Origin of the sequence: Rhodococcus sp. ACS1 (assembly GCF_002300155.1) — a bacterium.
Taxonomy (GTDB): Bacteria; Actinomycetota; Actinomycetes; order Mycobacteriales; family Mycobacteriaceae; genus Rhodococcus_F; species Rhodococcus_F koreensis.
In genome coordinates this window covers 475,576-499,465 of sequence record NZ_NSDZ01000005.1, presented here as the reverse complement: position 1 = coordinate 499,465, position 23,890 = coordinate 475,576, and the positions used below count along the sequence as shown (strand labels likewise).

Below are 23,890 nucleotides of genomic sequence, written 5' to 3'. Positions count from 1 at the left end.
AGCCTAGTGTCGGGCGGATCAGTTCGATCCGTCCGGTCCTTTCCAGGCCCTCGTCTGCGCATCGTCGTCCCCGGTGCCCCGCTGCTCGTGCGGCGGATTCCACTGGTTCCCCGGACCCTGGTTGGTGCCCGGCCCCTGGTTGCCGGGGTACTGCCCCTCCGGACTCTGGTTGCCCGGATCGCGGGGCGGCCAGCCCGGAGCCGACCATCCCGCGGGGGCGCCGTAGTCGGGACGCGGCTGCGTCATGCCGCCCTGCGGCCGGGCCGGAGTCGGCTGCGAGTAGCCGTTGGCGGGCGCCTGCTGCGGGTAGTGCTGCTGCGGCGGGGCCTGCTGCGACTGCTGCTGCGCGAACACCGGTTCGGGCTGCTGGGGCCACGGCTCGCCGCGCTCGGTCGCGAGTTCCCGCGGCGTCTTGACCGGCGGCTTGTCGGACGGGGTCCGGTGCCCGAAGTCGTTGAACGCCGTGATCCGGGGGCGCTTCTCGACGCTGTGGAAGATCTTCTCGAGATCCTTGCGGGTGAGGGTCTCCCGCTCGAGCAGTTCCGTGGCCAGGATGTCCAGCACGTCGCGGTACTCGTTGAGGATCGCCCACGCCTCGGTGTGCGCGGCCTCGATGAGGTTGCGGACCTCCTCGTCGATCTCGCGCGCAACCTCGTGGGAGTAGTCGGACTGCTGCCCCATCGACCGGCCCAGGAACGGGTCGCCGCCCTCCTGGCCGTACCGCACGGCACCCAGCTTGGCGCTCATGCCGTACTCGGTGACCATCGACCGGGCGATCTTCGTCGCCATGTCGATGTCGGAGGACGCACCGGTGGTGGGCTCGTGGAACACGAGTTCCTCGGCCGCGCGGCCACCCATCGCCATGACCAGGCGGGCGATCATCTCGGACCGCGTCATCAGACCCTTGTCGTCCTCGGGCACGGTCATCGCGTGACCGCCGGTGCGGCCGCGGGCGAGGATGGTGACCTTGTAGACGGGCTCGATGTCGGGCATCGCCCACGCGGCGAGCGTGTGCCCGCCCTCGTGGTACGCGGTGATCTTCTTCTCGTGCTCGCTGATGATGCGGCTCTTGCGGCGCGGACCGCCGACGACACGGTCGACGGACTCCTCGAGCGCGGCCTCCGTGATGACGGTGCCGTTCTCGCGGGCCGTGAGCAGCGCCGCCTCGTTGATGACGTTGGCCAGATCGGCACCCGACATTCCGACGGTGCGCTTGGCCAGGCCCTCGAGGTCGGCGTGCTGGTCGATCGGCTTGCCCTGCGAGTGCACCTTCAGGATGGCGCGACGGCCGGCGAGGTCGGGGGCGCCGACCGGGATCTGCCGGTCGAAGCGGCCCGGACGCAGCAACGCCGGGTCCAGGATGTCGGGGCGGTTGGTGGCGGCGATCAGGATGATGCCGGTGCGGTCACCGAAGCCGTCCATCTCCACCAGCAACTGGTTGAGGGTCTGCTCACGCTCGTCGTGACCGCCACCGAGACCGGCGCCACGCTGGCGTCCGACGGCGTCGATCTCGTCGACGAAGATGATGCAGGGGCTGTTCTGCTTGGCCTGGTCGAACATGTCGCGCACGCGGGACGCACCGACACCGACGAACATCTCGACGAAGTCCGAACCGGAGATCGTGAAGAACGGGACACCGGCCTCGCCTGCCACCGCGCGGGCGAGCAGGGTCTTACCGGTTCCGGGCGGACCGTAGAGCAGGACACCCTTGGGAATCTTCGCGCCCAGTGCCTGGTAGCGCGCCGGATTCTGCAGGAAGTCCTTGATCTCGTACAGCTCCTCGACGGCCTCGTCCGCACCCGCGACATCGGCGAAGGTCGTCTTCGGCATGTCCTTGGACAGCTGCTTGGCCTTCGACTTGCCGAAGCCCATGACGCCGCCGCGGCCGCCGCCCTGCATGCGGCTCATCACGAAGAAGAAGATGCCGAGCAGGATCACCATCGGCAGGACGAACAGCAGGATGGACGTGAGCCAGCTCTCCTGCGTGACCGTGGTGTTGTAGCTCTGCAGGCCCTTGTCGGAGATCTCGTTGAAGATCTGCTCCGACGCCGACGCCGGATACTTGGCGAGGATCTCGGTCTTGCCGTCGGTGGCGTCGTTGCCGTCCTTCAGCCACAGGCGCACCTGCTGCTCCCGGTCGTCGATCTGCGCCTTCTCGACGTTGTTCGCGTCGAGCTGCGCGATCGCCACGGAGGTGTCGACACCCTTGAAGCCGCGCGTGTCGTTGCCGAAGTAGCTGAAGGCGTAGATCACCAGCAGGATGCCGGCAACTATCGCCAGGTTTCGAAACACAGTCTTACGGTTCATACAGGTCGGCCGAGATGGCCGGTCCTTTCGAGAGTGCGGGTCTTCCGGGTGCGCCTTCCGGCTGCCAACCGGACAAACCAGGTTACCGCGAAGGCACCCCGGCGACTCCAGGTAGCAGCCAACCGCTGTCGCGAGCGGTCTCTATTTCGTTCAACGCGCGCGGCGGCCCATCGGTTCCCTCCGCCTCGATCCGGGTCCGGATGTGCGGGAGGTCACCGCGTAGGCGCGACCCTCGGCCAGCCGCCGCCGACCCGCTCGATGTGGGCGGCGAGGGCCAGGATTCTGGCCTCTCCGCCGGGTGGCGCCGCGATCTGCACGGCCAGCGGGGTGCCCGAATGCGAGTGCGTGCCGACGGGGACACTGGCCGCCGGCCAGCCGACGAGATTCCACAGCGCGCTGAGCGGGGCGTACCGCACGTTGGCCACGATGTTCGACAACCACGACCGCTCGCTCCACGTCGTCGCCGCGAGCGGCGGCTGCGCGAGCGCGGGGGTGATCACCACGTCGTAGTTCTCGAAGAAGGCGCGCAGCGAGTCCTCGAGCCTGTTCACCTGCTGCGGGCGGACGAACCGGCCCAGCGCGCGACCCAACGCGACGTGCCTGCGGGTCCGCGGCTGCAGTCGCCTGCGGTCGAGGCCCTCCGCGTCGGCGGCCGTTCCCGCCGTCCAGCGGGCGAGAACCGGAATCAGGTTGACCGGGTACGGCAACGTCGCTGGCTCCACGTCGTGGCCCGAGCCGGTCAGTTCCGTCCCCGCACGCACGGCCGCGTCCCGCCACTGCGGATCGACCGTGGCCAGGAACGTCGGCGACCCCGACGCCACCGCGATCCGCAGTGGCTCCGACGGCCCGATCCTTGCGAGTTCGGGACGGTCGGCGATCACGGACAGCATGAGGGCGGCGTCGTCGACGGTCGTGGCGATGGGCCCGTTCTCGGCCATGCCGAACCAGGAGGTGGCGCCGAGTTCGGACGGCACGACTCCCCTGCCCGGTTTGATACCGAACACTCCGCAGTTCGCCGACGGGATGCGGATCGACCCCAGACCGTCGGTCCCGTGCGCCAGCGGCACCATTCCCGCGGCGACGGCGGCGGCCGCTCCCCCGGACGAGCCGCCGCAGGTCCGGGACGGATTCCACGGGTTGCGGGTGATGTGGCCGGGCGCGTCGGTGGTTCCCCACACCGCCAGTTCGGGCAGGGTCGTCAGGCCCACCACCACCGCTCCCGCCGCCCGCAGTCGCGCCACGACCGGATGGTCGGCGGCCTTCGGTTCGGCGCTGGTCGCGCCCGATCCCTCACGCATCGGCAGCCCGGCCACGGGGATGACGTCCTTGATCGCGACGGGCACTCCGGCCAGTGGAAGAGTGGCCAGATCCGGTCGGCGGGACAGGGCCAGCGCTTCGGCTCGGGCCTGGTCGCCGAGGACCGCGGCGAACGCCTGGATCTTCGGTTCACGCTCCGCGATGGCCGCGAGCGCGGCCTCGACCTGCTCCATCGGGCTCGAGACGCCCGAGCGGACCTGCTCGGCGACAACGACGGCTGAGGTGAACGGGGAGTCCCCCATCACCCGAGTATATGGTGCAGCGCAGCAGCGATTTCGAGTATTCGCGCTGGATACGGCAGGTCTGCGGGGTTACCATTCGCTTGTCCCTGGATGGGACTCTTCACACCGCTCCAGACAACCTCGATGTGCCCAGAGAACCCGCCCAGTAGAACCCTCGATGTGCAATGACCAGAGGAAACGGGTCGGGCAGAGACGGATCGGCCGCTGGATCGGACTCTGCCGAACGGACCGTCGGAGTCACGAACTCCGAACACGAGAGCAGCGAAGCGACGGTCGCGGCCGGCCCGTCGACGGTGACGGCTGAGCAAGCACTGTCGGCACGGACGATGACCGCCGAGCAGACCGCGTCCGCCGAACAGACCGCCGCGTCCGAACAAACCGCTGCCGCCGAACAGACCGCGGAGGCCGAGCGAACCGCTGCCGCCGAACAGACCGCGGAGGCCCGTCCGACCGTGACCGCCCGGCAGCCGGACACGCTCATCACCATGCCGCCCGGCAATGCGGCGCTCGACGACGTGGAGGTCGGGCAGCAGGTCGACGACTTCGATCTGCTGATGGGGCTGGGCAGCGGCGCATTCGGCCGCGTGTTCCTCGCACGCCAGCGGTCGATGCAGCGTCTCGTCGCGGTGAAGATCTCCCACGACAAGGGCAACGAGCCGCAGACCCTCGCGCAACTCGACCACGACTACATCGTCCGCGTGTTCGACCAGCGGCTGCTCGAGGACCGTCAACTGCGCCTGCTCTACATGCAGTACCTGCCGGGTGGCACCCTGCTGCGGGTTCTGCGGCGCGTGCGCGTCACCCCCGAGCGGGAGCGGACCGGCAGCCTGCTGCTCGACGTCGTCGACGAGGAGATGCGGGAGAAGGGCGAACTCAGGCCCACCGACTCGAGTGTGCGCGACGAGATCGCGTCCCTCACCTGGCCCGAGACGATCGCGTGGCTGGGACGGCGACTGGCCGAGGCCCTCGACTACGCAGGCAAGCGCGGCGTCCTGCACCGCGACATCAAACCCGCCAACATCCTGCTGACGGCGGAGGGTGTGCCCAAGCTCGCCGATTTCAACATCAGTTTCAGCGACACCGTCACCGGGGCGTCACCGCTCGCCTACTTCGGCGGGTCCCTGGCCTACATGTCCCCCGAGCAACTCGAGGCGTGTCACCGCGGAATGCCGGGAACGGCGGCGGACCTCGACACCCGCAGCGACATCTTCGCGCTCGGGGTGATGCTGTGGGAGCTGATGTGCGGGCGTCGTCCGTTCCAGGACGAGGACGTGTCGAGCGAGTCGCTCGCCGCACTCGAGGCGATGCTGGACAGCCGCAGCCGCGACGTCGACCCGGAATTCCTGGACCAGTTGCCCGCCGACTGCCCGCCGTCGCTGCGCCGGGTACTGCTGACGTGTCTGGCGCCGAAGCCGGAGGACCGGTGGTCGTCCGGCGCCGAACTGGCCCAGCAGTTCGACCTGTGCCTGAACCCGCGGGCCCGTGATCTCGTCGATCCGCCGCCGAACAGTTGGCGCATGCGGTTGCGCCGCTTCGCGCTTCCGATTCTGGTTTTCGGTATCGCGGTGCCGAACGCGCTCGCGGGCGCGTACAACTATCACCACAACAAGATGCTGATCATCAGCAATCTGACGCCGGAGGCGCAGCAGTCGTTCGAGGGGATCCAGTTGGTGATCAACTCGATCGCTTTCCCGTTGGGCGCGATCATGCTGCTCTACTGGTGCCGCTACCCGCTGCTGGTTCCGCGGGGTCTGCGCAAGGGCCGGACGTACGACCGCCAGACCCTGGCCCGAGCCCGCACCGACACGTTGCTGCTCGGCGACCGCGTGGTGCTCGTGGTGTTCGGGTTGTGGGTGATCGCGGGAATCGCCTATCCGATTTCCCTGCAATTGGCGGCGGGGAACGTGCCGCCGGGCGCGTACGTGCACTTCATCGCGTCGCTGATCGTGTGTGGTGCGGTGTCGGTGGCGTACCCGTTCTTCGTGGTGGCGTTCTTCGCGGTGCGCTGCATCTACCCGACCCTGCTACCGCAGGACATCGCGAGCAGCGCCGACGCGCACAAACTGCGGGGACTCGACCGCCGCAGCACGCTGTATCTCGCGGTGGCCGCGTCGGTTCCGCTGGCCGGTGTGGCCGGGGTGACGTTCCTGTCGCCCGACGAGATCACGCTGGTGATCATCGCCGTCCGCATCCTGTGCGTCGGCGGCATCTTCGCGTTCGTCGGCGTGTACTGGCTGTTCCGCCAGCTGGAGCAGGATCTGCGGGCGCTGGAGCTCGCCGTGTCCCACGAACCCGTCCGCTGACGGGCGGGGTTCAGCCGCCGTAGACGGAGGGCTCGAGCGTTCCGATGTACGGCAGGTCGCGGTAGCGCTCGGCGTAGTCGAGGCCGTAGCCGACGACGAATTCGTTGGGAATGTCGAAGCCGACGTTCGCGACGTTGATGTCGACCTTGATGGCGTCGGGCTTGCGCAGCAGCGTGACGACCTCGAGCGACGCCGGGTTCCGCGTCGAGAGATTGCGCATCAGCCAGGACAGCGTGAGACCGGAGTCGATGATGTCCTCGACGATCAGCACGTGGCGGCCGGCGATGTCCTTGTCGAGGTCCTTGAGGATGCGCACGACACCCGAGGACGACGTGGACGACCCGTAGGAGCTGACGGCCATGAACTCCATCTGGGTGGGGATGGGGAGGGCCCGCGCGAAGTCGGTCATGAAGAAGATGGCGCCCTTGAGGACACCCACCAGGAGCAGATCCCCTTCCGGGGCGCCCTCCGGGTAGCGCTTGGCGATCTCCTCGGCCAGTTCGACGGTACGTCGACGGATCTCGTCCTCGGAGATCAGTACCGATGCGATGTCGCCTTCGTACACGCGATCAAACCCTTCGTCGGTCGTCCAATCCGACGTTCAGCCTGCCACGTCGCCGTCGGACCACCAACCTCGCATCCGGTGTTCCGCCCCCGACCGCCACCTGTCCCTGTCCCCGCCACCGTGCGACGAGGTCGTCCACGGCCCGCAGCTGGGTGTCTCCGAGGCCGCGCGCACCGGCCGCGAGCAGCCAGCTGCGGAGTACCCGGCGGCGGACGGGCGGCGCCGACAGGGCCAGGAGCACCGCGTCGATTTCCCCGTCCACCACGACTTTCGCTTCGGCGTCGGCGGCCACCGCGTCGAGGACGGCCCCTTCCTCGCGCAGGTGTTCCCCGGTGCGGGCGAGGGCCCCGGCGACGCCGCCGCCCAGGACGTCCTCCAGCAGCGGCAGCACCTCGGTGCGCAGTCGCACCCGGACGAAGTCGGGTGAACTGTTGTGCGGATCCTCGTGCGGGCGCAGGCCTAGTTCCGCGCAGGTCTGCCGGGTCACCGCGCGTCGCACGTCCAGTAGCGGCCTGCCCCATGGGCTGTCGTAGGGGCTCATTCCCCAGATGGATCGACCGCCCGAACCGCGCGACAGCCCGAGCAACACGGTTTCGGCCTGATCGTCGAGGGTGTGCCCCAGCAGCACCGGGCGGGTTCCGCGCGCCGAGTCGAGGGCCCGGTAGCGGGCCTGCCGGGCGGCGGCCTCCAGCCCGCCGGTTCCGGTGACGTCGACGGGAAGCACCTCGGCGGACGCACAACCCAGGGCCCGGGCACGCGCTGCCGCCTCGTCGGCGACGGCGTCCGACCCCGGCTGCAGCCGGTGATCGACGACCAGGGCGATAGCCGAACGCGCCTCGGCGGCGGCCGCCGCGGTCAGTGCCAGTGAATCGGCGCCGCCCGACAGAGCGACCGCGACGTCGCCGTCCGGGGCGTGTGCCGCGATCCAGCGCCGCACCGCGTGACGAACCTCGAGGATCGCCGGCTCCTCGGGAAGCACTGTCACCGGCTCAGTCCTTCGCGAATCAGCCCAGCACCCGGGACACCCAGGCGTCCGGCGCGTCGATCTCCGCGAGCCGGGGCAATGTGTCGGGGCCCGTCCACACGACGTTGAACCGGTCCATCCCGACCTTGTCCACGACGGCGTCGACGAATGCCTTGCCGCGCACGTACTGCGCCATCTTCGCGTCCATTCCGAGCAGCGCCCGGATGACGCGCTGCACCGGGTTGCTCTTGCGGCGGCGCCGGCTGTCGAAGGCCGCGCGGATGGCGGCCACCGACGGCACGACCGCGGGACCGACCGCGTCCATCACGTGGTCCGCGTGCCCCTCGAGGAGTGTGCCGAGCACCAGCAGACGGTCGAGTGCCTCACGCTGCGGCTCGGCCTGGGTCGCGCGCAGGAGTCCGACGATGCCGCCCGGCGCACCCGACTCGTCGGGCTCCGTGCGCCCACGGTCGCGCAGCGCGGAGGACAACCGGCCGACCATGTCGGTGATCGACTCGTCCTCGGCGGATCCGAGGGTCTCCACCGACTCCTGCATGTACCCGGTGAGCCACGGTGACGACGAGAACTGCACCCGGTGCGTCACCTCGTGCAGGCACACCCAGAGCCGGAAGTCGCTGGGCCGCACCCGCAGTGTGCGCTCGACGGACACCACGTTGGGCGCGACGAGCAGCAGGGTTCCGTTGTCGCCGGTGAACGGGTCGTACTGGCCGAGGATCGCCGAGGACAGGTAGGCGAGCATCGCCCCGGCCTGAATGCCCGCCGGCTTGCCGAGGAGCATGCCGGGGGCGGCGTCGCCGCCGGTGAGTTGCGACATCGAATGCGCGGCGGCGTGGATCCACCCCGCCCGGTCGAGGATCTGGGCGGTGGGCACCGGCAGTCCGTCGGCGAGGCCGGTGACTTCACGGACGGGCAGTTCCGCGCGCATCGACGCGTCGGCCAGTTCCGCGACCACGGTTTCGGCCGTGTACCGCGACGTGGCGGGCCCGCTGCGTGCCAGCCTCACTCCCGTCCTGGCTGCGAGTTTCCAGTCGACGGCACCGCTGAAGGCATTTCCCTCGGCGGCCATCACTCGCACCCGCACGTGCGGAGCGCGGCCGCCAGTGCGTCGAGCGCGGGACGGCTGACCTCCGGCGGGCGGTCGTTGGACATCAGCGCGAACGTGAGGACGCGCCCGTTCTGGTCCACCACGTAGCCGGCGAGGGCGCTGGCCGTGGACAGGGTGCCGGTCTTCGCGCGCACCCATCCGGCGCCCGTGCGGTTCCCCGACGCGTACCGGTCCGACAGGCTGCCCGTGGCACCGGCCACCGGCAGGTAGTCGAGCATCTGCCGCAGGGCGGGATTTCCCTCCCCGGCAGCGGCCGTCAGGACCTGGTCGAGCGTGTGCGGTGCGATGCGGTCGTCCACGGACAGCCCGCTCGCGTCGTGCAGCGTGAGCCCCGACAGATCGAATCCGGCGCCGGACAGGGTCTGGCCGATGGTCGCGACGGCGCCCGCGAACGATGCTTCCGCGCCGGCATTCATGGCAACCTCCCGCCCGATCGCTTCGGCAAGCACATTGTCCGAGTGTTCCATCATCTGCCGCAACCGGTCGCGCAGCGGCGCGGACTGCACACTCGCGACGGTGGCGGCGCCGGGTGCCGCGACGCCCGACGCGACCGCAGACGGGTCGACGCCGAGCGCACCGGCCAGCGTCCGCCCGGCGTCGAGCGCGGGCGTCGAACTGCGCGGCGACTCGTCCACGAGTGGGTCGGCGCGTCCGCCGTCGATCATGATCGGCTCGGTGGGGGTGATGAATCCGGCGCCGACATCGGTCGGGAACCACCCCTGCGCCATGGTGTCGCCCGAGTAGATGCCGGTGTCGACCACGATGCGCGTCACCTGGATGCCCGCGTTCCGGATCTGATCGACCAGTTGCGAGATGTGAGCCGCACCCGGGTAGTAGCCGTTCTCCCCGACCGGCTTCGCGGTGAGAGTGGGATCACCACCGGCGACGAGGACGATCTCCCCGGGAGTCGCCCCCTGCACCACCTTCGTCGTGACGCGGTGGTCGGACGGCAACGACAGCAGCGCGGATCCCGCGGTGAGGACCTTGGTGGTCGACGCAGGCGTCATCGGGGTCTGCGGGTTGACGCTCCACAAGACCTCACCGGTGACCGCGTCGGCGACCGTTCCGCTGAACTTGCCGAGGTCGGGGTTGGCGGCGGCCGGATCGACCGCGGCCGCGATCCCCTGCGCAGTCGGCATCGGCGCGTCGTCCGGGACCGGCGTGACCTGCGGAGCCGCGATGATCGGCGCCGGTGCGGGGGCGATCGTCAGTTCACCGCGGCCCGCCGACGCGTTGTGCGCGCTCACCGCGACCACCAGCACGGCGGCCATCGCGAGCACCACGACGACGACCGACGCGAACAGAATTCGCATGTTCCGACGGTGGCGTCCCGCCAACGAGCCCATCTTCTTCTTTCCCTGGCCCGGCAACGCGCCTCCGTCTTCACTGTGATTCGTGGGTGGTCAGACAACCAACCTTATCCTCGACCCGATATCCTCTCCCCGAATCATCATCGACACGACAGCGAGGAATCGGCGTGGAGTTCGACGTCACCATCGAGATCCCCAAGGGTCAGCGAAACAAGTACGAGGTCGACCACGTGACCGGTCGCGTGAAGCTGGACCGCTACCTGTACACCGCGTTCGGCTACCCGGCCGACTACGGCTACATCGAGAACACCCTCGGCGAGGACGGCGACCCGCTGGACGCGCTGGTTCTGCTCCCCGAGTCCGTGTTCCCGGGAGTCATCGTCGAGGCACGTCCCGTCGGCATGTTCAAGATGGTCGACGAGGCCGGCGGCGACGACAAGGTGCTGTGTGTGCCCGCCGGCGACCCGCGCTGGGACCACATCCAGGACATCGGCGACGTCCCGCAGTTCGAACTGGACGCCATCAAGCACTTCTTCGTCCACTACAAGGACCTCGAGCCGGGCAAGCACGTCGAGGCGGCCGACTGGGTCGGGCTCGCCGAGGCGAAGGCAGAGGTCGAGGCCTCGCTCGAGCGTCTGAAGGACAACGGCGGGCACTGAGCCCGACGTTCGTTCGAGCGGCGCCCAGTTCTCCCGTCATCGGGTGGACCGGGCGCCATTGCCGTCTCACTCCCCCGCGTCGCCGCGGGCCGCGGCCTGCAGTCCGGACTCACTCCGCAGGGGTACTTCCTTCCACAGCACGGTGAGGACGAACGCGACGACGGCGAGTATCGAGACGCTGAGGAAGACGGATCCGATGGCGTCGGCGAATCCTTGCCGGAACGGCAGGGCGAGCACGTCGTCGAGTCTTCCGATCACCGAACTGTCCGTGAGGACGCCGCTGACGCCTGCGTGGTCGGGGCTGAGCATTCCCTGACCCATGGCGGCCTCGGCGGGGTCGTTGCTCTGCGCGGCGGCTACGACTGCCCGCCGGAAGTCGGAGGTGCCTGCGGCGGCCGTCACGCGCTCGCCGATGGCCGGGGTGAGGCGGGAGAAGAGGATCGACAGGAAGATCGCGACGCCTGCGGTGCCGCCGATCTGCCGGAAGAAGGTGGCCGCTCCGGTCGACACCCCCATGTCCTGCGGGGGCAGGGCGTTCTGAATGGCGAGGGTGAGCGGCTGCATCAGGTTTCCGAGACCGAGTCCCAGGATCAGCATGAACGCCATCACGACGGGCATCGGGGTGTCGGCTGCGAGCGTGTGCAGCAGGAACGCGGCGACCGCGATCAGGGCGGTCCCCAGGATCGGGAAGTACCGGTACCGCCCGGTCCGCGAGATCATCTGGCCGCTGACCACCGACCCGGCCATGAGACCGAGGACCATCGGCAGGATCTGGAACCCGGCGAGGGTGGGGCTCGAGCCCTTCACCACCTGCAGGTACTGGGGCAGGAGGGTGATGCCGCCGAACATCACGGCGCCCACGACGAGGCTGATGACGACGCCGAGCGCGAAGGTGCTGTTGCGGAAGAAGCGCATCGGGATGAGCGCGTCGTCTTTCATCGCCAGTTCCACGAGCACGAACGCGAGCACGCCGACTGCGCCGATCACGTAGCACGCCAACGACTTCGAGTTGCCCCATCCCCAGGTGTGCCCCTGTTCGGCGACGACGAGCAACGGCACGACACCCACCGCGAGGGCGATCGCGCCCCACCAGTCGATCCGCCTGCTTCCGCCCGGTCGCCGCGGAAGCTGCAGCACCCGGGAGACGACGGTGAGCGCGACCAGCCCCACCGGCACATTGACCAGGAAAACCCAACGCCAGCCGTCGATTCCGAGGATCACGTCCTGCCCGGCGAACAGTCCGCCGAGCACCGGCCCGAGCACGCTGGACGTGCCGAACACGGCCAGGAAGTAGCCCTGGTACTTGGCGCGCTCACGCGGGGAGACGATGTCGCCGATGATGGTGAGCGCCAACGAGAACAGGCCGCCGGCGCCGAGTCCCTGCACCGCACGGAAGGCCGCGAGCATGTACATCGACGTCGAGAACGTGCACAGGACCGAGCCGATCACGAACACCGTGATGGCGAACATGAAGAACGGCTTGCGGCCGTAGATGTCGGACAGCTTGCCGTAGAGCGGCGTCGCGAGGGTGGCGGTGACGAGGTAGGCGGTGGTGGCCCACGCCTGGAGCGAGTAGCCGTCGAGGTCGTCGGCGATGGTGCGGATCGCCGTCGCCACGATCGTCTGATCGAGCGCGGCGAGGAACATGCCGAGCATCAACCCGCTGAGTACAGCCAGGATCTGCCGGTGGGTGTAGGCCACCGGCGTTTCGACCGAATTCGACACTGTTTCCTCGCTGCGCTGTCGTTTACTTGTAGTCGGCAAGTATGCGAGCGCAGCGAGGATTCGGGCAACTGTTGGACTGGGCTTTACCTGCGGATAAGCCCTGCCGCCGCCGGACTACTCGCCCTTGAACTCGGGGGCGCGCTTCTCGAAGACTGCGGTGATCGCCTCGGTCAGGTCCTGAGACGGCAGGAACGCAGCGTTCCACGCGGCGACGTAACGGAGGCTGTCGTCGACGGCGGCCGCCCGGGAGTGGTCGAGGACGTCCTTGATGCCGTGCACGACGAGCGGCGGGTTCGCCGCGATCTCGGCTGCGGTGGCGTGCGCGGCCGCGAGGACGGCGTCGGCGTCCGCGAAGACGTCGTTGACGAGACCGATCTTCTGCGCGCGGTCCGCGTCGATGTCCTTGCCGGTGAGCGCGAGTTCCCGCAGATGGCCGTCGCCGATGATGGCGGGCAGCCGGGCGAAGCTGCCCATGTCGGCGACGATCGCGACCTTCACCTCACGGATGCTGAACTTCGCGTCGGCGCCGGCATAACGGATGTCGCAGGCGGAGATCAGGTCGACGCCGCCGCCGATGCACCAGCCCTGGATGGCCGCGACCACCGGCTTGCGGCAGTCGGCGACCGCGTTGATGCCGGACTGCATCCGCTTGATCATGTCGTGGAACGCGGTGCGCGGGCCTGCCTGTGCCTTGTCCGCGAGCACGGAGCCGAAGCTGCCGCTCATGGCGGGCAGGTCGAGACCGAAGGAGAAGTTCTTGCCCGAGCCCGCGATCACCACGGCCCGCACATCCGGATCGGAGTCGAGTTCACCGAAGATCTCGGGGAGCTCGCTCCAGAAATCCGGCCCCATCGCGTTGCCCTTGCCGGGTCCGGTGAGCGTCACCTGCGCGACGTGATCCTTGCGCTCGACGGTGAACGCATTCCAGGTCTTCTGTTCGGTCATTACTCGAGAGTAACCTCCGCTCGCCGGTGTCAGGAGAAATACCCTGGAGGTCTCTGCATCGCCTTGCGAACGGACAGCCGCGATGACGCATCGGACGACCCCGGGTGGCGACGCCGTGGTCGTCGGCGCCGGAATGGGTGGTCTACTGGCCGCCGCGGCGCTCGGCAGCACGTTCCGGAATGTCGTCGTCCTCGACCGCGACGTTCTTCCCGACGCGGCCACGGCGCGCCGGTGTGTGCCGCAGGCCCGCCACGTGCACGCTCTCCTCGCCGGCGGGCAGGCCGCGATGGAGGACCTCCTGCCAGGTCTCGTGTCCGAACTCCTCGCCCTCGGCGCCACCGCGGGCGACGCGCTCGGCGACATCCGGTGGATCGTCGACGGGCATCGGATGGCCCGCGCGACCAGCGGGGTTCCCGGCATCCTCGCCAGCAGGCCGCTCGTCGAGTGGCAGGTGCGGCGGCGGATCCAGGCCCTGCCGAACGTGCGGATCCTGGACCGTTCCGACGTCACGGGTCTCGCCCTGGACGGCGGGAGGGTGACCGGCGTGACCGTGCAGCACCGGGGCGGGGTTCCGCCGGAGGTCGTCCGGGCCGATCTCGTCGTGGATTCGTCGGGCCGCAGTTCGCAAAGCGTCGCCCGGCTCGGCGCGCTGGGGTTTTCGCCGCCGTCCGAGTCACAGGTGGCCGTGGCCGTCAGCTACGCGACGAGGCACTTCCGGCTCGACCCGCCGCACCTGGACGGCGATTCCGGCATCGGGATGGCGCCGGGACCGTCGAGTCCGCGCAGTGGATTCATGGGCGTGCAGGAGAACGGCACGTGGATCGTCACGCTCGCCGGGTACGGCGACGACGTGCCGCCGCTGGATCCGGGCGGGTTCCTCGACTTCGTGAAGTCGTTCCCGGCCCCGGACATGTACGACGCACTGCGCACGGCCGTGCCGGTGGACGACGGCGTGCGCTACCGGATCCCGACGACCGTCCGGCGGCACTATTCCGCGGACGATCTGCCGCCGAACTATCTGCCGTTCGCGGACGCCATCTGCTCGTTCAATCCCATCTACGGTCAGGGGATGAGTGTCGCCGCGGTGGAGGCGCAGATCCTGCGGGACTGCCTGCGGTCGGGTCGGACGCATCTCGCTCGCCGGTTCCTGCGCGGGGCGAACCGGTGCATCGATGCCGCGTGGACCCTCACCGCCGACAATGACCTCCGGATCCCGGCCGTGCCGGGACGACGGTCGGCGCGGGTGCGGTTCGCCAATGCCTATGCGTCCCGGCTCGACCGGGCCGCGTCCGTGGACCCGGCCGTGGGGTCCGCTTTCCTCCGGGTGACGCATCTCCTCGACCGTCCGGGGACGCTGCTCCGACCGGCGACGGTGCTGCGGGTTCTGCTCGCCTCCCGCTGACGGACCACCGCAGGATTACCTGTATGTTGACGTCACAGATACCTGGAGGATCTGCGCCGCCACGAGAGGAAATCCGTGCTCGACATCGCCTGGAACCCGACGCTGAACACGCTGACCCGCAACGCCTGGCGGCTGTCCTTCGGCGGCGGCATCGCGCCCGTCCAGCGCACCCCGTCGACCCGCATCCACGAGGCACCCCATCAGGACCTGTACCGGTTCGACGGTTCCGACACCGACGACGACCGGCCCATCCTCCTCGTGCCGCCGCTCGCCGCGCCCGCACAGTGCTTCGACCTCCGGCCCGGCCAGAGCCTGGCCGCGCACCTGGCCGGGTCGGGAAAGGCCACGTATCTCGTCGACTACGGAACGATGGGCTACGCCGACCGCGGCCTGGGGTTCGAGGACTGGGTGGACGACTTCATCCCGGCCGCCGTCGACCGCGTGTCCCGACTCCACGACGGCGCACCCGTCGACCTGATCGGCTGGAGCCTCGGCGGCACGATGTCGCTGCTCACGGCCGCCGGCCGGGGCGATCTGCCGATCGGTTCGGTGACGGCGATCGGCACGCCGATCGACTACGAGTCGGTGACCATGATCGCGCCGTTGCGGGCGGTCGGCCGGTTCACCGGCGACCGTCCCCTCACCACCGCCACGGGAGCGATGGGCGGACTGCCCGCGCCACTGGTCCAGGCCAGCTACCGTTTCACCGCACTCCAGCGCGAACTCACCAAGCCGTGGTTCATCGCGCGGAACCTGCACGACACCGAGACCCTGGCCCGCATGGAGTCCATCGACCGGTTCATGGCCGACATGCCCGGGTACCCCGCACGCTTCTTCCGCCAGGTCTGCACTCAGCTGATCCTCGGGAACGCGCTCACCGAGGGGAACTTCGAGACCCGGAACGGCGCGATCGCGCTCGCCGATCTGACGGTGCCGGTCCTCGCGATCGGCGGCACCGAGGACGTCATCGCCCCGATCCCGTCGGTCCGGGCGGCGACGGACGTGCTCACCGGGTCACCGTCGGTGCGGTTCGAGTCCGCGCCGGGCAGCCACCTGGGACTCGTCGCCGGCCCGAAGGCCAAGGACTCCACGTGGGCACACATCGACGGCTTCCTCGACGGGGTCGTCGCGCAGACCGCCTGACATCAGCCCGGCCCGGGCTGTTCAAACGAGCCCGGCCCGGACTGTTCAAACGAGCCCGGCCCGGACTGTTCAAACGAGCCCGGCCCGGGCGACGGCACCTGCGAACAACGCGGTGACCGCGGCGCCCATCGTCTGCTGGCCCACTTCCTCCGGGTCGACGGAGTGTTCGAGCACGAGGCCGGAGATGAGGGCCATCAGCGAGATGGCCGTGGTGCGGACGTCGAACGTGTCGTCGACTCCCCACTCCCGCGCGCGCTCGCCGATCAATTCGACGAGCCGTCCCCGTAGTTGCCGCCGTTCCCGCAGGTAAGCCTGCGCGATCTGCGGGTCGCGGGCGGCGAGCACACCGAATTCGAGTACCAGCAGCGACCAGCCCGGCTCACGCACCATCCACGACGCGACGGCCTCGCCACCCTTCCCCGCGGCGTCCGTCGGGTTCATACCTGCGATCTCGGCGAGCACCCGTCCCGCGAGTTCGAGTGAGCGCGCCGCGAAGAGTTCGGCGAACAGGTCCTGTTTCGACTCGAAGTTCGAGTAGACCGCGCCCTTGGTGAATCCGGCCCGGCGCGCGACCTCGGCGAGCCGGGCCGCACTGAAGCCGCGTTCCGCGAATTCCTCCGCCGCCGCGTCGAGGAGGCGCCGGCGTACGACGTCGCGACCGGGACGCGTCGTCGGCGTCCATTCGGTGTGACGACTGTCCGGTTGACGTTCTTCAATCACGATACCTATGGTATTCAATACCCACGGTATCGACAAGGATCGAGGACGTCCGATGACCATCACCGCCAGCGAAACCACCACCCCGGCTCCCGCGCACCACGACAGCCCGGTGCCGAAATACGGCGCGCCCAAGGTGATGGCCGCGCTGGTCTTCGGTGTTCTCCTCCTCCAGCTCGGCTTCATCCTCAGTTACGTGGCCGCGTTCCATCAGCCGACGCCCCGCGACATCGAGATCGGTGTCGTCGCCGCGGCGGGACTGCCCGCCGGGACGGACCAGCAGGTCGCCGACCGGCTCGGCGCGATCGACGGCAGGCCGCTCCGCGCACGGGTCGTCTCGGACACCGCGGAAGCCCGTCGCCTCCTCCACGACCGCGAGATCCAGGGCGCGTTCGTCGTCAATCCCGCCGGCCCCGACACCCTGATCACGGCGAGCGCGGGCGGCAGTTCCATCTCGAGCGCACTCGAATCGGTCTTCACCCAGGTGGAGAACAGTCAGGGTCGCGAGTTCACCGTTCGCGACGAGATTCCCGTCGGTGCACACGACAACCGCGGGCTGTCCGGTTTCTACCTGGCGATCGGGTGGGTGGTCGGCGGCTACCTGCTCGCGGCGGCGATCGGCCTGTTCATCGGCGCCCCTCGGACGCTGCGCCAGGCGTCGGCGCACACGGCCGTCCTGTTCGGCTACGCCCTGCTCTCCGGCGCACTCGGCGCCCTGATCACGACGCACGTGCTCGGCACGTTCGCGGGCCACTGGTTCCCGCTGTGGCTTCTCGGGACCGGTGTCGTCTTCGGCACGGCCGTGTTCACGCTCGGCCTGCGCGCCTCGGTCGGCATCCTCGCGGTGCCGCTCGCGATCGCCGTCTTCGTCATCCTGGGCAATCCCAGCGCCGGCGGGGCGTTCGGTTCGAACGTCATCCCCACGTTCTACGCGGCCATCGGACGGTGGATCACCCCCGGCGCGGGTACCGAGGGAATCCGCAGCATCGTGTACTTCGACGACGCGGGACTGGGACAGCCCGCGCTCGCCCTCGCGCTGTACTCCGCGGTCGGGCTGGGACTGCTGTTCGGGTTCACCGTCCGGCGGCTCCGGAAGCTGGAATCGACTACGCCCCGTTCCGATGTCGTGTCGGAAGACGCTTCTTGATGTCGTTCCAGGGGAATGGACCTACTCTTGGTTCATGCCGACGCCCTTGCACCCCCACGCCGCGCATGTCGCCGAGACTCTGATCGCGCGAGGGCACCATGGGGTGATCGTGACCCAGCCCGACTCCACCCACACCGCGGCCGAGGCGGCGGAGTCTCTGGGGGTCGATGTCGGCGCCATCACCAAGTCGCTGGTGTTCCTCCTCGACGACGACCCGATCCTGCTCCTCGTGTCGGGGGCGCACGAGGTGGATCTGGCGAACACCGGCAAACGACTGCAGGGGAATCTGACCCAGGCACCCCTCGACATGGTGCGGATCGCGACCGGGCAGCCGATCGGCGGTATCGCCCCGCTCGGCCATCCCACGAACCTTCCGACCTACGTCGACAACGCCCTGTCGGAGTACGCGGAACTGTGGGCGGCCGCCGGTCACCCGGACACCGTCTTCCGCACGTCGTTCTCGGAGTTGGTCCGGATCACCGCGGGCCTGGCGATCGACGTCGACTGAATCCCGGGCGGTTCCCGCCCTTATAGTTGACGTCAGATCTCGTGAACGAGAATGACGCGCGCGAGAATGACCGCGCTCGAGAATGACACAGTGCCCACACGGGCCGACCCGGAGAATGATTTGTCCGACAGAGCCGAGAACGCCGATACCGTCGATGGTTCGGACCTCCCCCGCGACCCCGAACTCGCCCCCGGAATCTGTGCGGAGGATTACCGCGCAGCCCTGCGCCGTCACCCGGCGGGCGTCACCATCGTGACCCTCGACTCGGGATCGGGCCCGGTCGGCTTCACCGCATCCTCGTTTTCGTCCGTCTCGCTGGCCCCGCCGCTGGTGTCGTTCAACATCGCGAACACGTCGTCGAGCATCGATGCGCTCCACTCGGCGGGCTCGCTGGTGATCCACCTGCTCGGGGAGCACCAGCAGCACCTGGCTCAGCGCTTCTCGCGGAGCGCGGACCAGCGGTTCTCCGACGAGTCGCTGTGGGCGCGGCTCGACACCGGCGAACCGGTTCTCCACGGAACTCCCAGCTGGATGCGGGTCGTCGTGGACCAGTTGATCCCGGTCGGCGACCACACGCTCGTCATCGGCCTCGTCACCCGCGTCCACGCCGAGGCCGACGACGATTCCGCGTCGGCTCCCCTGCTGTATCACGAGGGCCGGTACTACCGGCCCACTCCGCTGGGTTCAGCGAACAACGGCAACTGACCTGGTCAGGACGCCAGCACCCGTTCGACGCGGGGCAGGTCGAAGCGGCGCAGCGCCTCGTCCACCGCTTCGGCGGACGTGACGAGACCCCGCTGCTCCAGCCACGGGAGGGTGCCGTCGACGAGCTGCTCGAGAACCCTGGGCAGCGACAGCGGGAGCAGGGTCACGCCGTCGGCGACGCCGGCCGCCTGGATGTCGGCGATGAGGCCGGCGAGGCCGACCGGAGTTCCGATGTACTGCAACGACACCGGTGTGCGCGGTGTGTCCAGCGCACTGTCGAGGAGGGCCAGTTCCTTGCGCGCGGCGCGGGCTTCTCCGGCGATGAGCACCTCGAGGTCCACCAGGACGGTGACGCTGTCGGGGTCGCGGCCGTCGGCGACGATCTCGGCACGGATCCGCGCGCGCTCCTGCTGCGCCTCACGCAGATCGGCGGCCCGGATCCGGACGACGTTCGGCGGGAACGACGTGAGGTCGAGCTGATCCGTCGAGTCGGCGGTCAGGTCCACCCAGTAGTCGGCACCGTTGATCGGCCGCGTGCCTGCGGCGCCCTCGGCGGCCGGGTGGTGTCCCGATCCGGTCAGCTCGACGGCGACGCGAAGGGGACGGGAAACGAAGGCATTGTCTCGAGACATAAGGGTTCCTCGGGAATGACGTGTGCGTGTGAGTGAAACGGAGCGGGAAGACCGGTCAGCTCGAACACATACCCGAGGCGGTTCGGCACAGATCGACATGCCGACGGCACCAGTGAGCAATCATTGTGCTCCCAGCCTGCGATGCCATGCCGTCATACTAGCGCGTCTCGCGAAAAGCGGGTCTCGGGCACCGGATTCCACTGGCCGCTCTCCTTGGCGTAGGCCCAGTTCCGGCGTCCCGCCACCAGGGTGCACACGGCGTCGACCAGCCGATCCACGTCCTCCGAGCAGCTTCCGAGACCCAGGCTCACCCGCACGGCACCGTCGGGCTTGCCGAGGCGGCCGAGCAGCGGGTGTGCGCAGAAGCGTCCGTCGCGAACTCCGATTCCGTGTTCGGCGGACAGGTAGGCGGCGATCTCCCCCGGCTCGAAACCGTCGATCGTGAACGTCACGATTCCCACGGTGTCGGGGGCGTCCGACCACAGCCGCAGGAACTCCAGGCCGTCGACGGAGCCGAGGCCGTCGAGCAGCCGGCCGGTGAGTGCCGCCTCGTGTTCGGCCACCGTGCCGAAGTCGAGTTCGGACAGCGCATCGCACGCGGCGGCGAGGGCAGCGGCGCCGAGCACGTTGGGGGTTCCCGCCTCGTGCCGGGCGGGGGCAGGCGCCCACTGGGTGGATTCGACGGTCACGTTCCGGACCGCGCCGCCGCCCGCGAGGTAGGGCTCGGCGGCGTCGAGCCAGTCCCGGCGGCCCACGAGCACGCCGGCGCCGAACGGGGCGTACAGCTTGTGCCCGGAGAAGGCGAGGTAGTCGACACCCCACTCCTCGACGTCGATGCGGCGGTGCGGTGCGAGCTGAGCGGCGTCGACGAGAATCCGTGCGCCGCAACGATGCGCCACCTCGGCGAGGGCGGCGATCGGCAGCACCTCACCGGTGACGTTGGACGCCCCCGTCACCGCGAGCAGGGCGGTGGGCTTGGAGCACAGTTCGGCGACGAGCAGCCGGACGGTTTCGGCCAGCGTGTCCGCCGCCCGCACGACGCGAGAGTCCTTCCACGGCAGCAGGTTCGCGTGGTGTTCGATGTCGAGGACGACGGTGCTGCCGGGAACGCAGCCGGCGAGCAGGTTCAGCGAGTCGGTGGTGTTGCGGGTGAACACCACCACCTGGTCGTCGCACGCTCCGACGAACCGGGCCACCGAGTCGCGGGCGTTCTCGTAGCACTCGGTCGACACCCGCGAGGCGTAACCGGCGCCGCGGTGCACGCTGGAGTACGTCGGAAGCAGGGCCCCGATACGGTCCGTCACCTGCGCCAACGCCGGCGCACTGGCCGCGTAGTCGAAGTTCACGTAGGTGCAGTCGCCGCCCTGAACGAGCGGAACCCGCAGGTCGGAACCCGAAACCTGAGCCAGGGGGGCAACACACACGTCAGCGGTCAATACAGCAGTCATCACGACATCCCTCGTAGTCAGGGACTCGTCGCAGGGTCGGTGCCCTCTCGGAGTCCGCGCTTGCCGGGTTCGGTATGAACCTCAGCCTGGTCGTCACCCGGAGCACCCCGCCGCGGTGGAGGGTTGCCGACCAGCTAGCCGGGGCTTGACGCTGGTACTCGTGACCTGTTTCGAAGATTGCAGGATCGGCGCGCAGTTGTCAACCCGACACCGGGAGGGTCCGGGATCCGGGCTCGGCGCTCGCGTCAGTTGGGGGTGACTCCGAGCAGCGGGGCGAGCCGATTCGCAATCGGGTTGAGGTCCAGCTTGTTCGGGTCCTTCTTGGGCGTGGAGTCCCACGGCTGAACGGTGGCGGGGTCGCCGAACACGATCCGGTTCGCGCTGCGGACGCCGGTGAGACTGCCCTGCGGGGCCGCACAGGTGGCGGCGGTGTTCTGCGGGAAGTCCTGCTGCGTGTCGTCGAAGTTCGGATCCTGGCGCTTCATCTCCCGGAGGATCGCCCGGGTGCCCTCCTACCCGACGGTGCACGACGGCGGGTTGTTCGCCTCGGCCACCCGGCCCAGGTGCACGGAGATCACCTTCGCCGTGGCGGACAGGGTGGCGAGGTTCGTCGTGATGCCGGGGCCCGCATCCGAGACCAGTTGCCCCAGTTGCTTTCTCGCGGGATTTCCGTTATCGATCAGCCGCCGGACATCGGGGTCGCTGCTGCGCAGCCGGTCCGCCAGCGACTGAAGGTCTTCACCCTTTCCGTCGAATGCCGCGCCGAGTTCCGTCACGACGGTGTGGAGCGCGTCGATCGGCGCGGATTTGGTCAATCCCTTTGCGCTGGCGAGTAACTCCTCGACGGGCATCGGCTTGGCCGTGCCCCCCGGGGGGCGACGAGAACGAAGCCGATCAGCTGCCACCGGACCATCGGCGACCTCACCGTGCGCCCTCGATGTCGCACCGGTCGAGCACCGCCCCCGCGGCGGTGAGCCGGCGCCGGCTCACGAGACGACTGGCGATGGCGGCCGCAGACACAGGCACTCCGATGACAGGTAGCTACATGAGACGAACGGTCACACATATAGCTAGTCCGGTCGCCAGAGCAGCGCAAACTCCGCACAGTCCGCGGTGGCGCACGTCACCGTCTGGTCTTGACTGAATTTTCAGTTTGTAATATGTTCGGTAGCCAACAGGACGTGATACCGGTCACCTCCGCCCCGAATGTGAGGTCCGCAGTGTCCACGAATCTCGACCCGACGACGCCCCTCGACGACACCGCTCCCTCCCCGCCGGAGGACCGGTTCGGCCACGTCGAGACGATCGGCGTGGAGTACATCCCCGAATCGGAACGCGATTCGCGACCGCTCAACATGCTCGCGGTGTTCTTCGGCGGCAATCTGGCGTTCTCCGTGATCGTGTTCGGCTGGCTCCCCATCACATTCGGGCTCAGCTTCGGCAGCGCGCTGGCGGCCAGCGCGATCGGCATCGGGCTCGGAACGCTCCTCATCGCTCCCCTGTCACTCCTGGGACCGCGCACCGGCACGAACAACACCGTGTCGAGTGGTGCGCACTTCGGCGTGAGCGGACGGATGATCGGCTCCGGGCTCACCCTCCTCTTCGCCCTCGCGTACGCGGCGATCGCGGTCTGGACGTCGGGGGACGCACTGATCGCCGCCGCCCACCGCCTGTTCGGCACACCGGTCGACAACGGCATGCTCGCCCTCGGCTACGGCATCATCGCCGCCGAGATCGTGGCCGTCGCACTGTTCGGCCACGGCACGGTGGTCGCGCTCCAGAAGTTCGTGCTGCCCGTCGTCGCCGCACTACTCTTGCTGGGGGTCTTCGCGTTCGGTGGCCACTTCGACGGCGGCGCGGGCAGCGGCGACTACCTGCTCGGCGGTTTCTGGCCGACCTGGATTCTGGCCGTGGTCCTCGCCGTCGGCGGTCCGCTGTCCTACGCCCCGACGCTCGGCGACTACAGCAGGCGGATCTCCCGGGTGCGGTTCAGCGACCGTTCGATCGTCGCGGCCACCATGGCCGGCATCTTCTTCGGACTGTTCCTGACCGCGGCATTCGGTTCGTTCACCGCGTCGACGTTCACCACGCTGAGCGACTCCTACGTCGCCGACCTGGTGGCGGAGGCTCCCGGCTGGTACGTGCTGCCGATCGTCCTCGTCGCCCTCGCGGGCGGACTCGGCCAGGGCGTCCTCAACGTCTACGCCAGCGGACTCGACCTGGAGGCGCTGATCCCCCGGTTACGCCGCGTCCACACGACGCTGATCACGTCGGCGCTCGCGGTGGCCCTGCTCTACATCGGTGTCTTCGTCGTCGACGCCGTCGATTCGATCACGGCGATGACGTTGGTGCTCAACGGTTTCGCCGCGCCGTGGGTCGCGATCAACGTCGCCGGCTTCCTGGTTGCGCGGCGAGGGCAGTACGACGCCGTCGATCTCCAGGTGTTCAACCTGGGCCGGAAGGGCGGGCGGTACTGGTTCACCGGCGGCTGGAACCTTCGCGCCGTCATCCCCTGGGCCGCAGGATCGCTGTTCGGCCTGCTCGCGGTCGACACGTCGCTGTACTCCGGGCCTCTTGCCGACATCGCGCACGGTGTCGATGTCAGTCTGATCGGATCATCGGTCATCGCCGTGGCCGGCTACCTCGTCGCGCTGCGACTGTGGCCCGAACACGTGGCCCCGGTCGAGGCGCCGTCGTCCTAGCACGACACGAACCGAAGGAGATT

General features: G+C 69.1%; 20 protein-coding genes, 1 pseudogene and 1 riboswitch. Of the genes and pseudogenes, 8 read left to right on the top strand and 13 right to left on the bottom strand.

The annotated features are described in order from the left end of the window. Positions 1–18: 18 nt before the first annotated feature. On the bottom strand, positions 19–2,307 hold the full coding sequence (gene ftsH / locus CJ179_RS23020) for an ATP-dependent zinc metalloprotease FtsH (protein WP_095862990.1): 2,289 nt from the start codon (positions 2,305–2,307) through the stop codon (positions 19–21). Between the two features lie 212 nt (positions 2,308–2,519). Next, positions 2,520–3,866: an amidase gene (locus tag CJ179_RS23015; RefSeq protein ID WP_095862989.1), complete on the bottom strand. Its 1,347-nt coding sequence runs from the start codon at positions 3,864–3,866 to the stop codon at positions 2,520–2,522. 164 nt (positions 3,867–4,030) lie between these two features. Here CJ179_RS23015 and CJ179_RS23010 point away from each other — a divergent pair, with 164 nt between their 5' ends. Beyond that, complete coding sequence (locus tag CJ179_RS23010) at positions 4,031–6,169, top strand: serine/threonine-protein kinase (RefSeq protein ID WP_072947352.1); 2,139 nt, start codon at positions 4,031–4,033, stop codon at positions 6,167–6,169. A gap of 10 nt (positions 6,170–6,179) precedes the next feature. On the opposite strand, the gene hpt is transcribed toward CJ179_RS23010, so the two are convergent. From hpt to dacB, 4 genes are read right to left on the bottom strand one after another with little or no spacing between them, the layout of a single operon-like run. Beyond that, on the bottom strand, positions 6,180–6,734 hold the full coding sequence (gene hpt / locus CJ179_RS23005) for a hypoxanthine phosphoribosyltransferase (protein WP_072947351.1): 555 nt from the start codon (positions 6,732–6,734) through the stop codon (positions 6,180–6,182). 4 nt (positions 6,735–6,738) lie between these two features. Further along, positions 6,739–7,719: a tRNA lysidine(34) synthetase TilS gene (tilS, locus tag CJ179_RS23000; protein WP_095862988.1), complete on the bottom strand. Its 981-nt coding sequence runs from the start codon at positions 7,717–7,719 to the stop codon at positions 6,739–6,741. 19 nt (positions 7,720–7,738) lie between these two features. Next, the gene (locus CJ179_RS22995; protein WP_095863583.1) at positions 7,739–8,785 is read right to left on the bottom strand and encodes a zinc-dependent metalloprotease; all 1,047 of its coding nucleotides are present in this window, start codon (positions 8,783–8,785) and stop codon (positions 7,739–7,741) included. Further along, positions 8,785–10,170, bottom strand: coding sequence for a D-alanyl-D-alanine carboxypeptidase/D-alanyl-D-alanine-endopeptidase (dacB, locus tag CJ179_RS22990; RefSeq protein ID WP_095863582.1), 1,386 nt, complete (start codon positions 10,168–10,170; stop codon positions 8,785–8,787). Before dacB ends, CJ179_RS22995 begins: the two co-directional genes overlap by 1 nt. Positions 10,171–10,301: 131 nt before the next feature. Here dacB and CJ179_RS22985 point away from each other — a divergent pair, with 131 nt between their 5' ends. Further along, a complete protein-coding gene (locus CJ179_RS22985; RefSeq protein WP_072947348.1) occupies positions 10,302–10,793 on the top strand; it encodes an inorganic diphosphatase in 492 nt (163 codons plus the stop codon). A gap of 66 nt (positions 10,794–10,859) precedes the next feature. On the opposite strand, the gene CJ179_RS22980 is transcribed toward CJ179_RS22985, so the two are convergent. Both CJ179_RS22980 and CJ179_RS22975 read right to left on the bottom strand, forming a co-directional pair. After that, positions 10,860–12,557 (bottom strand): MDR family MFS transporter, encoded by a 1,698-nt coding sequence (locus tag CJ179_RS22980; protein ID WP_072947347.1) that lies wholly within the window; start codon positions 12,555–12,557, stop codon positions 10,860–10,862. A gap of 75 nt (positions 12,558–12,632) precedes the next feature. Next, positions 12,633–13,463 (bottom strand): crotonase/enoyl-CoA hydratase family protein, encoded by an 831-nt coding sequence (locus CJ179_RS22975; RefSeq protein ID WP_072947346.1) that lies wholly within the window; start codon positions 13,461–13,463, stop codon positions 12,633–12,635. Positions 13,464–13,545: 82 nt separating this feature from the next. Here CJ179_RS22975 and CJ179_RS22970 point away from each other — a divergent pair, with 82 nt between their 5' ends. Next, positions 13,546–14,865 carry a monooxygenase gene (locus CJ179_RS22970; protein ID WP_095862987.1) on the top strand — a complete coding sequence of 440 codons (1,320 nt, stop codon included), beginning with the start codon at positions 13,546–13,548 and terminating at the stop codon, positions 14,863–14,865. Between the two features lie 75 nt (positions 14,866–14,940). After that, a complete protein-coding gene (locus CJ179_RS22965; RefSeq protein ID WP_095862986.1) occupies positions 14,941–16,008 on the top strand; it encodes an alpha/beta fold hydrolase in 1,068 nt (355 codons plus the stop codon). Positions 16,009–16,077: 69 nt separating this feature from the next. Here CJ179_RS22965 and CJ179_RS22960 read toward each other — a convergent pair whose 3' ends face one another. Further along, a complete protein-coding gene (locus CJ179_RS22960) occupies positions 16,078–16,788 on the bottom strand; it encodes a TetR/AcrR family transcriptional regulator (protein WP_095863581.1) in 711 nt (236 codons plus the stop codon). Here CJ179_RS22960 and CJ179_RS22955 point away from each other — a divergent pair. The 3 genes from CJ179_RS22955 (at position 16,781) to CJ179_RS22945 (ending at position 19,085) form a co-directional block, all read left to right on the top strand. After that, a complete protein-coding gene (locus CJ179_RS22955; RefSeq protein WP_095862985.1) occupies positions 16,781–17,872 on the top strand; it encodes a hypothetical protein in 1,092 nt (363 codons plus the stop codon). The genes CJ179_RS22960 and CJ179_RS22955 overlap by 8 nt on opposite strands. A 34-nt stretch (positions 17,873–17,906) precedes the next feature. Beyond that, positions 17,907–18,380, top strand: a complete 474-nt coding sequence (locus CJ179_RS22950; protein WP_072947342.1) for a YbaK/EbsC family protein — start codon at positions 17,907–17,909, stop codon at positions 18,378–18,380. A gap of 66 nt (positions 18,381–18,446) precedes the next feature. Beyond that, positions 18,447–19,085: a flavin reductase family protein gene (locus tag CJ179_RS22945; protein ID WP_095862984.1), complete on the top strand. Its 639-nt coding sequence runs from the start codon at positions 18,447–18,449 to the stop codon at positions 19,083–19,085. Positions 19,086–19,090: 5 nt separating this feature from the next. Here CJ179_RS22945 and CJ179_RS22940 read toward each other — a convergent pair whose 3' ends face one another. The 4 genes and pseudogenes from CJ179_RS22940 to CJ179_RS22930 form a co-directional block, all read right to left on the bottom strand. After that, positions 19,091–19,717 carry a hypothetical protein gene (locus tag CJ179_RS22940; protein WP_072947341.1) on the bottom strand — a complete coding sequence of 209 codons (627 nt, stop codon included), beginning with the start codon at positions 19,715–19,717 and terminating at the stop codon, positions 19,091–19,093. A gap of 55 nt (positions 19,718–19,772) precedes the next feature. After that, the gene (locus tag CJ179_RS54065) at positions 19,773–19,841 is read right to left on the bottom strand and encodes a putative leader peptide (RefSeq protein ID WP_369325290.1); all 69 of its coding nucleotides are present in this window, start codon (positions 19,839–19,841) and stop codon (positions 19,773–19,775) included. A gap of 28 nt (positions 19,842–19,869) precedes the next feature. Beyond that, positions 19,870–21,165: an aminotransferase class V-fold PLP-dependent enzyme gene (locus CJ179_RS22935; RefSeq protein ID WP_095862983.1), complete on the bottom strand. Its 1,296-nt coding sequence runs from the start codon at positions 21,163–21,165 to the stop codon at positions 19,870–19,872. A gap of 51 nt (positions 21,166–21,216) precedes the next feature. Then, positions 21,217–21,331: riboswitch (SAM riboswitch) on the bottom strand. 79 nt (positions 21,332–21,410) lie between these two features. Further along, positions 21,411–22,076, bottom strand: a pseudogene (locus tag CJ179_RS22930) (mammalian cell entry protein); the annotation flags it as partial. A gap of 309 nt (positions 22,077–22,385) precedes the next feature. On the opposite strand from CJ179_RS22930, the gene CJ179_RS22925 reads away from it, so the two are divergent. Further along, positions 22,386–23,867: a cytosine permease gene (locus CJ179_RS22925; RefSeq protein WP_087559826.1), complete on the top strand. Its 1,482-nt coding sequence runs from the start codon at positions 22,386–22,388 to the stop codon at positions 23,865–23,867. Positions 23,868–23,890 lie beyond the last annotated feature (23 nt).